The sequence below is a fragment of the Streptomyces sp. KR55 genome (genome assembly GCF_052245645.1).
GTDB lineage: Bacteria > Actinomycetota > Actinomycetes > Streptomycetales > Streptomycetaceae > Streptomyces > Streptomyces flavusporus.
Genome location: NZ_JBQQCE010000063.1, coordinates 17,409 through 28,895, shown reverse-complemented (window position 1 = coordinate 28,895; position 11,487 = coordinate 17,409). Strand labels below are relative to the sequence as shown.

Sequence of the window (11,487 nt, the reverse complement as noted above, 5' to 3'; positions counted from 1 at the left end):
GGCCGGCCCTTGAAGGGGTTGCGAGAGCCGGAGCCGGGCGGCGGGGTGCCAGGGCCGCCGGGGTACTGGGGCTGCGGGTATCCGTAGCCGGGCTGCCGGCCGTACGGGCCGGGCTGCTGCGGCTGGCCGTACGGGCCCTGGGCGTTCGGCTGCCCGTAGGGGCCGGGGGTGCCGTACGGACCCGGCTGGGCGTACGGGCCGGGCTGCTGCTGCGGATAGCCGTAACCCGGCTGCGGGGCGCCCTGCGGGGGCGGCGGCGTCTGGGGCGGCTGGGCGGGCGGAGGGGGTGTGCCCTGCCGCGGGTCCTGTGGTGCGCCGAAGCCGCCCGGCGGCGGGTCCTGTGGCGCGCCGAAGCCGCCGTTCGGCGGCTGGTTGGGCGGCTGGGTCATCAGCGGTTCCCCCTTGTGGCTGATGAGCATGTGACCGATGTGGCCCGCGCCCGGTGGCGCTGTGTTTCCGCCACATCCATGCTTCTCAGACGGTTCTCAGACGGCCTTTCTATCACCCGGGACCGACACAGCACGGGGCCGGATCCTCCCCTGTTCCCAAGGGAGGACCGGCCCGTGATGCCCTCGTTACGCGCCTTCACGCCCCCTTCACGAGGCGTGCGCGCCCCGCGCGCAGGTACTCAGGCGTCCTCGGCGAGTTCGAGCCAGCGCAGCTCCAGCTCCTCGCGCTCCCCCGTCAACTGCCGCAACTCGGCGTCGAGTTCGGCCACCTTTGCGAAGTCCGTTGCGTTCTCGGCGATTTGGGCGTGCAGCTTGGTCTCCTTCTCGGAGATCCGGTCCAGCTGCCGCTCGATCTTCTGCAGCTCCTTCTTGGCGGCCCGCTGGTCGGCGGCGCTCTTCTCGGCGGCGGGCTTCGCCGGGGCGGCCGGGACGGACGCGGCGGCCGCCTCCTCCATCTTCCGGCGCCGCTCCAGGTACTCGTCGATGCCGCGCGGCAGCATCCGCAGCGTGCCGTCGCCGAGAAGGGCGTACACGCGATCGGTGGTGCGCTCGACGAAGAACCGGTCGTGGGAGATGACGATCATCGAGCCGGGCCAGCCGTCGAGGACGTCCTCGAGCTGGGTGAGGGTCTCGATGTCGAGGTCGTTGGTCGGCTCGTCGAGGAAGAGGACGTTGGGCTCGTCCATGAGCAGGCGCAGCAGCTGGAGCCGGCGGCGCTCACCGCCGGACAGGTCGCCGACCGGCGTCCACTGCTTCTCCTTGTTGAAGCCGAACGTCTCGCACAGCTGGCCCGCGGTCATCTCGCGCCCCTTGCCGAGGTCGACGCGCTCGCGCACCTGCTGGACGGCTTCCAGGACCCGCCAGTTCGGGTCCAGCTCGGCGACCTCCTGCGACAGGTACGCGAGCTTGACCGTCTTGCCGACGGCGATCCGCCCGCCCGCCGGCTGCGCCTCGCCCTCCGTCCGGGCCGCGTCGGCCATGGCACGCAGCAGGGAGGTCTTGCCGGCGCCGTTGACGCCGACCAGGCCGATGCGGTCGCCGGGGCCGAGGTGCCAGGTGACGTGCTTGAGCAGCGCCTTGGGACCGGCCTGGACGGTGATGTCCTCCAGGTCGAAGACCGTCCTGCCGAGCCGGGAGGAGGCGAACTTCATCAGCTCGGAGCTGTCCCGGGGCGGCGGTACGTCCTTGATCAGCTCGTTGGCGGCCTCGACGCGGAAGCGCGGCTTGGACGTACGGGCGGGGGCGCCGCGGCGCAGCCAGGCCAGCTCCTTGCGGACCAGGTTCTGCCGCTTGACCTCCTCGGTCGCGGCGATCCGCTCGCGCTCGGCGCGGGCGAAAACGTAGTCGGAGTAGCCGCCCTCGTACTCGTACACCGCCCCGCGCTGGACGTCCCACATGCGGGTGCAGACCTGGTCGAGGAACCAGCGGTCGTGGGTGACGCAGACCAGGGCCGAGCGGCGCTCGCGCAGGTGCTGCGCCAGCCAGGAGATGCCCTCGACGTCGAGGTGGTTGGTGGGCTCGTCGAGGACGATCAGGTCCTGTTCGTCGATGAGCAGCTTGGCGAGTGCGATACGCCGCCGCTCGCCACCGGAGAGCGGCCCGATGACCGTGTCGAGGCCCTTCGGGAACCCCGGCAGGTCGAGCCCGCCGAACAGACCGGTGAGCACGTCCCTGATCTTGGCGTTGCCCGCCCACTCGTGGTCGGCCATGTCGCCGATCACCTCGTGGCGGACGGTGGCCTCGGGGTCGAGGGAGTCGTGCTGGGTGAGCACGCCCATGCGCAGGCCGCCGGAGTGGGTGACCCGGCCGGTGTCGGCCTCCTCCAGCTTGGCGAGCATCCGGATCAGCGTGGTCTTGCCGTCGCCGTTGCGGCCGACGACGCCGATGCGGTCCCCTTCCGAGACGCCCAGGGAGATGCCGTCGAGAAGGGCGCGGGTGCCGTACACCTTGCTGACGTTCTCGACATTGACCAGATTGACGGCCATTTCGCTCCTGCTCGCGGGGATCGGTCAGCCTCCCAGCGTAGTCCGCGCCGGGAGGTGACCGATACGCGCAGGTCAGCGGGGTGCCGCTGCCGCGCGGACCTCGGTGAGCAGGTCGTACATCGTCTGCCCGGGGCAGTCGGTCTCCAGCCAGTCGCGGTGACCGCTCACCACCGGCACGTCCTTGGTCACACCGTTGACCGGGTTGACGAAGGTGACCTTCGCCTGCGGGTCCAGGCCCTTGAAGCGGGCGATCACCTTGATCAGCCCGGTCAGTGCGGCCTTCGCGGCGTCCGTGGGGCCCTGGTCGGCCAGCGTGCCGAGGAGGGCGATGCCGAGGTTGCCGGAGTTGTAGCCGGCGGTGTGGAAGGCGGTGACGAGGTTGCCGTCCGGGTCGAAGGCGGGGAGGCCGTCGTCGCCGGAGTAGCGGCCCTCGTAGATGACGCCCGCCTCGTCGATGAGGAAGTGGTAGCCGATGTCGCCCCAGTCGAGGGTGACCGCGTGGTACTCGTAGATGCCCCGTACGGTGGCCGCCGGGTCGGCGTCGGCGTTGGGCGTGGCGGTGTGGTGGACCGTGATGGTCTGCAATGGGAAGTACTGCTCGGGCGAGTTGACCTTCCCGTCCTTGTAGCGCTTGGACTCGTCGGCGCCCCAGGCCGCGCGGGACAGGTAGCGGACGCCCCGCAGGCGCGTCGGCTCGGTCGGCACCCTGACGGTGCGGCGGGGTCCCTCGGTGGTGTCGATCGCCAGCGAGCGCACGCCCGTCGCCCCGTCCGGCACCTTCACCTCGTACGCGGTGGCCGCGCCAGCGGCGATCAGCGCCGTACCGCCGTCGTCGACGGTCGCACAGCCGGCGGTCAGGGGCTGCCAGGTGCCGGAGGCGTCGCCGTCCGGGAAGCGGATCCCGGCGCCTTCCTGGGCGCCCTTCCAGCGGACGCCCACGTAGGAGGCGGCGAAGGAGAGGGTGGCGGTGTCGGCGGCGGAGGACGAGCGGGTGGCCGGGAAGGTCTCCGGCCGGGTGCCCGGGGCCGGGCCGGCGGCCGGCTCGTCGGAGTCGGCGGCGGCGAAGACCGCCGGGGTCAGTGCTGCACCGGCGGCCACGGCTCCGGCGGCTCCGAGCACTCCGCGGCGGGAGAGGGGCCGTTTCCTGCGGTGGGATGGTTGAAACATGAAAGAACGATATTCGCCCCATCTACCTCTCCAGCACCACAACTCCCCCAATTCCTCGTGGAGATAGGGCGAAGAAGATCAACCAGAGGGGCGCCGGTCACCCGCTGGTGCGGGACAGGGCCTGTCGCCGCCGGCCGTACTCAGCTGCCGAGCACCGTCGCCCCGGGCGCCGGCCCCGAAGCCGTACGCACCGTCCGGCACGTCCCCGACGCGCTCAGCGCCTCGGCCACCTTCGCCGCGGACTCGGGGTCGCGGGCGAGGAACGCGGTCGTCGGACCGGAGCCGGAGACCAGCGCGGTGAGGGCGCCGGCGGCGCGGCCGGCCGCGAGGGTGCCGGCGAGCTCGGGGAACAGGGAGAGGGCGGCGGGCTGGAGGTCGTTGGACACGGCGGCGGCGAGCGCGTCCGGGTCGCCCTTGGCCAGGGCGTCGAGGAGTGCCTGGGAGGCGACCGGCTCGGGGATGTCCATGCCCTCGCCGAGCCGGTCGAACTCCCGGAAGACCGCCGGGGTCGACAGCCCCCGGTCCGCCATCGCGAACACCCAGTGGAAGGTGCCGCCCACTTCGAGCGTCGTCAGCTTCTCGCCGCGTCCCGTACCGAGAGCCGCCCCGCCGACCAGGCTGAACGGCACGTCGCTGCCCAACTCGGCGCAGATGTCGAGCAGTTCGTCATGGGAGGCGCCCGTGCCCCACAGTGCGTCGCAGGCCAGCAGCGCACCCGCACCGTCCGCGCTGCCGCCCGCCATACCGCCGGCCACGGGGATGTCCTTGGCGATGTGGATGTGCACGTCCGGGGTGCGGCCGTACCGCTCGGCCAGCGCTTCGGCCGCGCGGGCCGCGAGGTTCGTGCGGTCCAGGGGGACCTGGCCGGCGTCCGGGCCGTCGCAGGTGACGCGGAGTTCGTCGGCCGCGGTGACCGTGACCTCGTCGTACAGCCCGACCGCCAGGAAGACGTTGGCCAGGTCGTGGAAGCCGTCGGGGCGGGCGGCGCCGACCGCGAGCTGGACGTTGACCTTGGCGGGGACGCGTACGGTGACGCTCGCGCTCACTTACTCGGACTCCTTGTGCTGGGCGCCGACTTCCTTGTGCTCCGCGATACGGGCGAACTCCTCGACGGTCAGCGCCTCGCCACGCGCCTGCGGCGAGACCCCGGCCGCGACGAGCGCCGCCTCGGCGGCCGCCGCCGAACCGGCCCACCCCGCGAGCGCGGCCCGCAGGGTCTTGCGGCGCTGGGCGAACGCCGCGTCGATCACGGCGAACACCTCGCGCTTCGTGACCGTGGTCTTCAGCGGCTCGGGGCGGCGGGTGAGCGAGACGAGCCCGCTGTCGACGTTGGGCGCGGGCCAGAAGACGTTGCGGCCGATGGCGCCGGCCCGCTTGACCTCGGCGTACCAGTTCGCCTTCACGGACGGCACGCCGTACACCTTCGAGCCGGGCGCCGCGGCGAGCCGGTCGGCGACCTCGGCCTGCACCATCACGAGGGTGCGCTCGATGCTCGGGAAGGTGTCCAGCATGTGCAGCAGGACGGGCACGGCGACGTTGTAGGGGAGGTTGGCGACCAGCGCGGTCGGGGGCGGGCCCGGCAGCTCGGTCACGTGCATCGCGTCGGAGTGCACCAGCGCGAAGCGCTCCGCGCGGTCCGGCATGCGGGCCGCGATCGTCGCGGGCAGTGCTGCGGCGAGTACGTCGTCGATCTCTACGGCGGTGACGCGATCGGCGACCTCGAGCAGGGCGAGGGTGAGCGAGCCGAGTCCCGGGCCGACCTCCACGACCACGTCGTCGGGGCGGACGTCCGCGGTGCGGACGATACGGCGGACCGTGTTGGCGTCGATGACGAAGTTCTGGCCGCGCTGTTTGGTGGGGCGTACGCCGAGGGCTTCCGCCAGATCACGGATGTCGGCGGGGCCCAGGAGGGCGTCGGGGGTGGGGCTGGTCACGGGGACAAGGGTACGGGGCGGTGGGTGGGCCGGGTTCTTCGGTTGCCCCGCCGCAGCTGCGGGCAGTCGTGCCGCTGGGGCGGCACGGGTGGGCGATGGGGGTCCCCCGCTCGAGCGAAGCCGAGAGTGGGGGAGGCACCCCGCCAGCGCCGGGCTGCGCAACCCCCAGCCCACCAGGCGGCACGCATGCCCGCGGCCTACGAGTGCAGCCGGCTGCCACAGTGTGGCCAGGGGGCCGTGCCTCGGCGTACGTAGAGTTTCTTTGCTCGGAGGGTTTGTTCAGTGGCCGGGGCGTCCTGGGGGCGGCCGGTGCCGCCCAGGCTGCGCCAGGTGTGGGCGTCGAACTGGTAGAGGCCGCCGTACGTTCCCGAGGCGTCGACCGCGCCGGGGCGGCCGCCGGACTCGCATGCCGCGAGGCCCTGCCAGTTGAGGTGGTCGGCGCTCTGCACGGACGTCGGCAACGGCTGCGTCCCCACCTTCACCACCTGCGCGGTCGGCTCGCGCACGACCTCGGAGCCGATCCGCCGCGGCTTCTGCCGGACCCCGTTCACGCTGCGCACGGAGTACGTGACCCGGCGCAGGCCCGGCTGCCCGGCCCGCTCGATGACCTCCGTGCCCCGGAACACCGTCGGATCCTCGATCCGCCGCACCTGGAACGGGATCTGCTCCTCGATCACCTCCCTCGTGGCGGTGATCCGCAGCACGCTGACCGTCTGCCCGTCGCGCGGGAAGCTGTCGGCCGGGACGGAGGTGGCGTCCTGGCCGTGCAGGGTGATCCCGGCCTCGTCGACGGCCTCGCCCACGGTGGCGGCGTTGGTGCGGATGGTGCGGGCGCGGCCGTCCGCCATGATCGTCACGGACCGCTCGGTGCGCACGTCGAGCGTGAGGCCCGCACGCCCGATACGCCGGGAGCGCGAGGCGGACAGGTACGCGCCCTCCGCACGCACCCCCAGCTGCTTGAGCGCCCCTTCCACCGTGCGCGCCGTCGTCCACACCTCGCGGCGTTCGCCGTCGAGGGTGAGCCGGACGGGGCGCCCGTAGTGCACGGCGATCTCGTCGCCGTTGGTGAGTTCCGTGCCGGGGGCGGGTGTGACCATGTCGTGCGCCCCCACCTCCACACCCTCCTCCGCGAGCAGCTCGGTCACATCGTCGGCGAAGGTGTGCAGCCGGCGCGGTTCGCCGTCGACGCTCAGCTCGACAGCCTTGTCCTCGGCGACGAACGCGGTGGTGCCGCCGGCGAGGAAGGCGACGACCAGTGCCTGCGGGAGCAGACGGCGCACGGAGCCGTCCGCGCGCTCGGCGTACCGCCGCCCCCTGCGCCGGCGCGCACCCCGCCGCTCCACTCCGGCGCGCGACCCGCCCTGCCGGGGCAGCACAGGATCGGGCATCTCGTAAGCGGGCCGGTACGTGTCACCGTCTGTGTCGCCCGTGTCGTATGTGTCATACGTGACGCCATACGCCAGCGTCGGCGCACTGTGCACATCAAAACCGGCGTACGCCGACGGCTCATAGGTGCCATATGCCTCGTGGGTCTCATATGGCTCATACGACTCATACGGCTCATATGGCTTGTACGTCTCGAACTGCGAGTTGCTCACACCGACACGCTCCAGGGGCCGGAGGGGTCCGGATCGGGCCCCCAGAACCTAGCCGAGCGGTCGTCACTCTCCAAAGCGACGCGACTACACAGCGTGGTGCGTTATGGGTCAGTAACCGAAGGCACGCGCCGTGTTCGCGCCGAGAGCCGTCGCCAGCGCGTCCTCGTCGATGCCGCGCACGGCGGCCATCGCACGCACCGTGACCGGAACGAGATACGGGGCGTTGGGCCGTCCGCGGTACGGCGCCGGCGTCAGAAACGGGGCGTCGGTCTCCACCAGCACCAGCTCCAGCGGAGCCACGGCGAGCGCGTCGCGCAGGTTCTGGGCGTTCTTGAAGGTGACGTTTCCGGCGAAGGACATGTAGTAACCGGCGCGGGCGCACAGCTCCGCCATCTCCGCGTCACCGGAGTAGCAGTGGAAGACGGTCCGATCGGGCGCGCCCTCCTCCTTCAGGACCCGCAGCACATCCGCATGAGCCTCGCGGTCGTGGATGACCAGCGCCTTGCCGTGCCGCTTGGCGATCTCGATATGGGCGCGGAAGGACCGCTCCTGCGCCTCCTTGCCCTCCGGGCCGGTGCGGAAGTAGTCCAGCCCCGTCTCCCCGACGGCCTTCACCTGCGGCAGCGCGGCCAGCCGGTCGATCTCGGCGAGCGCCTCGTCGAGCCCGGCGTCACCGCCCGGCTCGCGCGCCCCCTGCCGCGACCAGCCGTCGGGATCCCCGTGGACGATGCGCGGGGCCTCGTTGGGATGCAGCGCGACGGCCGCGTGGACGTTCTCGTACGCCGCCGCCGTCTCGGCCGCCCACCGGGAGCCGTTCACATCGCACCCCACCTGCACGACCGTCGTCACACCGACCGACGCGGCCTTGGCGAGGCCCTCCTCCACCGTGCCGGACTGCATGTCGAGGTGGGTGTGGGAGTCGGCGACCGGGACCCGGAGGGGTTCGGGCAGGGGCGGGGCTTCGGCGGGGGAAGGCATGCCCCGATCCTACGAAAGGGGCACGCCTCCCCCGAGCCGCCGGCCGTCTCAGTCGGCCCGGCGCTGGAACGGGTGCAGGAGATCGGACAGGTGCCAGTGGTGATGCTCCCTGTCAGCCGCATCACGGACCGACGACACCTGCCCGGCCCTCATGATGCGCACCACATGTCCGTCACAGTTCCGGCACGTGGGCCGGCTCAGCGGCGAGGGCACCACCCGCCCGTCCGCCACGTACATCACGAACTCGCGGCCCTCCACGTCCGTGTGGTGCTCGATCTCGTACGACTGCTCCCAGCCGTGCCCGCAGCGCATGCAGGCGAAGGAATACGACTCGTTGACCACGGCGGTCGCCCCGTTGCGAAGGCCGGTCTGTCCAGTGATCTCGCTCATTACCAGCTCCTGTTGTCCGCTGGAGGGACGGATTGCATCCCGCCACCCAGTGGACTCCCGGGCGGGAGCGAACGCACGAAACCTGTCCAGTGTTGAGCCGGCCTTGGCCGTACCTTGCCCATACGCCCGCACCCCTTTACCGACGCGTGGGACAACGCCCTAAAGGGGCGCGGGGCTGTGACGACATGCGGCTCCTCCCCCACTCTCGGCTTCGCTCGAGCGGGGGGACCCCCACCGTGGGCGCGATCAACCACAACGCACCCGCACCCCCACCCTCAACGGCGCTTAGAAGCAACCACCGCGTCGAAGACAACCCGCTTAGGCACCCCCACCTCCACCGCCACCGCAGCAATCGCCTCCTTCCGCCGCTCCCCCGCCTCCTCCCGCACCCGCACCCGCCGCACCATCTCCTCCGCGTCGACAGCCTCGGCCCTCTCCGGCGCCCCCTCGACCACGACGGTGATCTCCCCGCGAACCCCCTCCGCGGCCCATTCCGCGAGCTCCCCCAGCGAACCCCGCCTGACCTCCTCGTACGTCTTGGTCAGCTCCCGGCACACGGCGGCCCGCCGCTCCGCCCCGAACACCTCGGCCATCGCGGCGAGCGTGTCGTCGAGCCGGTGCGGGGCCTCGAAGTAGACGAGCGTCCGGCGCTCGCCGGAGACCTCCCGCAGCCGCGACAGCCGCTCCCCCGCCTTGCGCGGCAGGAACCCCTCGAAGCAGAACCGGTCCACGGGCAGCCCGGACAGTGCGAGTGCGGTGAGTACGGCGGACGGACCGGGCACGGCCGTGACCTTGATGTCCTTCTCCACGGCCGCCGCGACCAGCCGGTACCCCGGGTCCGACACCGACGGCATCCCGGCGTCCGTCACCAGCAGCACGCGCGCGCCGCCGAGCAGTTCCTCGACCAGTTCCGGCGTACGGGCGGCTTCGTTGCCCTCGAAGTACGACACGACGCGCCCCTTGGGCGTGACGCCCAGCGCCTGGGTGAGCCGCCGCAGCCGCCTGGTGTCCTCGGCGGCGACCACGTCGGCCCCGGCCAGCTCCTCGGCGAGCCGGGGCGGGGCGTCCGCGATGTCGCCGATGGGGGTGCCTGCCAGTACAAGGGTTCCAGTCACGTTTCCATCCTCGCAGGGGCGGTCCACGGGACTCCCACAGACCTGTTCCCTACGATGGCGCGGTGACCAGTACCGCGTCCTCCACGGACACCCGGCAGGAGCAGGCCCCCCACGAGCAGCGGCCCTCGTGGCAGCAGCGGCTGCGCCGTTTCGGATACGTGCCGTCGGGATCCCGCGGCGATGTCCGGGACCGGCTGGTGCCGCCGTACACCGAGCCCTCCCCGCGGCTGTGGGCGGGCCTCGGTATCCGGCACACGCTCGCCGAGCGGATCGTCCGCTGGTCGGGCTGGGGCGGTCCGCTGCTGGTGATGCTGTTCGCGGGCGTGCTGCGGTTCTGGAACCTGGGCAACCCGAAGGCGGTGATATTCGACGAGACGTACTACGCCAAGGACGCGTGGGCGATCGTCCACCGCGGGTTTGAGGTCAACTGGGACAAGAACGTCAACGACCTCATCCTCTCCTCGAACGGGAACGTCCCGATCCCGACGGACGCGGCGTATGTCGTGCATCCGCCGGTCGGCAAGTACGTCATCGGGCTCGGCGAGCTGATGTTCGGGTTCAACCCGTTCGGCTGGCGGTTCATGACGGCACTGCTGGGCACCCTCTCCGTCCTGATGCTCTGCCGCATCGGCCGCCGCCTCTTCCGCTCCACGTTCCTCGGCTGTCTGGCGGGCGCGCTGATGGCGGTGGACGGTCTGCACTTCGTGATGAGCCGTACGGCACTGCTCGACGGCGTGCTGATGTTCTTCGTGCTGGCGGCGTTCGGCTGCCTGCTGATCGACCGCGACAAGGCGCGGGAGAAACTGGCCGCCGCGCTCCCGGCGGACGCCGACGGCAGGGTCCGCCCGGACGCGTACACGGCGGAGAACACGCGGTTCGGATGGCGCCCCTGGCGGCTGGCGGCGGGTCTGATGCTGGGCCTGGCCCTCGGCACCAAGTGGAACGGCCTGTACTTCCTGGCGGCGTTCTGTGTGATGGCCGTGCTGTGGGACGTCGGCTCGCGCCGGGTTGCGGGCGCCCGCCGCCCGTACGTGGCGGTGATCAAGCGCGATCTGGGCTGGGCGTTCCTGAAGACGGTGCCGGTGGCCCTCCTCACCTACCTCGTCTCCTGGACCGGCTGGATCCTCTCCGCCACCGACGGTTCCGGCGGCTACTACCGCAACTGGGCCGCGACCGACGGCAAGGACAGCAACTGGTCCTGGCTGTTCCCGGACTGGTGGCGCAGCCTGTGGCACTACGAGCACCAGGTGCTGGATTTCCACACCCACCTGACCTCGCCGCACACGTACCAGTCCAACCCGTGGAGCTGGCTCGTCACCGGCCGCCCGGTGTCGTACTTCTACGAGTCCCCCGCCCCCGGCAAGGACGGCTGCCCGGTCGACGCGGGCGAGAAGTGCGCCCGCGAGGTGCTGGCGCTGGGCACACCGATGCTGTGGTGGGTGGCCTGCTTCGCACTCCTGTACGTCCTGTGGCGCTGGTTCTTCCGCCGCGACTGGCGCGCGGGCGCCATCGCCTGCGGGATCGTGGCCGGCTATCTGCCCTGGTTCTTTTTCCAGGAGCGGACGATCTTCTTCTTCTACGCCGTGGTGTTCGTGCCGTTCCTGTGCCTGGCGGTGGCGATGCTGGCCGGTGCGCTGGTCGGCCCGGCCCGCTCGAGCGACACCCGCCGGGTGGCGGGCGCGACGGGTACGGGCGTGCTGGTGCTGCTGATCGCGTGGAACTTCATCTACTTCTGGCCCCTGTACACCGGCACCGCGATCCCGATCGACGACTGGCGGTCGCGGATGTGGCTGGACACCTGGGTCTGACGACAGGTCTAACAATCTGAGAAACACCCGCCCCGTCGTTCACAGGTCCCCCTTAGAGTGCGG

At 71.6% G+C, this 11,487-nt stretch carries 9 protein-coding genes and 1 pseudogene; 1 reads left to right on the top strand and 9 read right to left on the bottom strand.

Going from position 1 to position 11,487, the window contains the following annotated elements; translation table 11 throughout:
* The 9 genes and pseudogenes from ACTWQJ_RS12125 to rsmI form a co-directional block, all read right to left on the bottom strand.
* A pseudogene (locus ACTWQJ_RS12125) lies at positions 1-389 on the bottom strand (PQQ-binding-like beta-propeller repeat protein); the annotation flags it as partial.
* 239 nt (positions 390-628) lie between these two features.
* Entirely contained in the window at positions 629-2,434 is a 1,806-nt protein-coding gene (locus ACTWQJ_RS12120) for an ABC-F family ATP-binding cassette domain-containing protein (RefSeq protein ID WP_443306639.1), read from the bottom strand.
* A 72-nt stretch (positions 2,435-2,506) separates the two neighbouring features.
* Positions 2,507-3,601, bottom strand: a complete 1,095-nt coding sequence (locus tag ACTWQJ_RS12115) for an N-acetylmuramoyl-L-alanine amidase (protein ID WP_443306638.1) — start codon at positions 3,599-3,601, stop codon at positions 2,507-2,509.
* Between the two features lie 140 nt (positions 3,602-3,741).
* Positions 3,742-4,647, bottom strand: coding sequence for a 4-(cytidine 5'-diphospho)-2-C-methyl-D-erythritol kinase (locus ACTWQJ_RS12110; protein WP_443306637.1), 906 nt, complete (start codon positions 4,645-4,647; stop codon positions 3,742-3,744).
* Complete coding sequence (gene rsmA / locus ACTWQJ_RS12105) at positions 4,648-5,535, bottom strand: 16S rRNA (adenine(1518)-N(6)/adenine(1519)-N(6))-dimethyltransferase RsmA (RefSeq protein WP_443306636.1); 888 nt, start codon at positions 5,533-5,535, stop codon at positions 4,648-4,650.
* A 197-nt stretch (positions 5,536-5,732) separates the two neighbouring features.
* Positions 5,733-7,133, bottom strand: coding sequence for a ubiquitin-like domain-containing protein (locus ACTWQJ_RS12100; protein ID WP_443306635.1), 1,401 nt, complete (start codon positions 7,131-7,133; stop codon positions 5,733-5,735).
* A 108-nt stretch (positions 7,134-7,241) separates the two neighbouring features.
* Positions 7,242-8,111 carry a TatD family hydrolase gene (locus ACTWQJ_RS12095; RefSeq protein ID WP_443306634.1) on the bottom strand — a complete coding sequence of 290 codons (870 nt, stop codon included), beginning with the start codon at positions 8,109-8,111 and terminating at the stop codon, positions 7,242-7,244.
* Positions 8,112-8,159: 48 nt separating this feature from the next.
* Entirely contained in the window at positions 8,160-8,501 is a 342-nt protein-coding gene (locus ACTWQJ_RS12090; protein ID WP_443306633.1) for a hypothetical protein, read from the bottom strand.
* 275 nt (positions 8,502-8,776) lie between these two features.
* Positions 8,777-9,616 (bottom strand): 16S rRNA (cytidine(1402)-2'-O)-methyltransferase, encoded by an 840-nt coding sequence (rsmI, locus tag ACTWQJ_RS12085; protein WP_443306632.1) that lies wholly within the window; start codon positions 9,614-9,616, stop codon positions 8,777-8,779.
* A 62-nt stretch (positions 9,617-9,678) separates the two neighbouring features.
* Between rsmI and ACTWQJ_RS12080 the strand changes: the two genes are divergently transcribed.
* The gene (locus ACTWQJ_RS12080; RefSeq protein WP_443306631.1) at positions 9,679-11,424 is read left to right on the top strand and encodes a dolichyl-phosphate-mannose--protein mannosyltransferase; all 1,746 of its coding nucleotides are present in this window, start codon (positions 9,679-9,681) and stop codon (positions 11,422-11,424) included.
* The last annotated feature ends 63 nt before the right edge of the window (positions 11,425-11,487 follow it).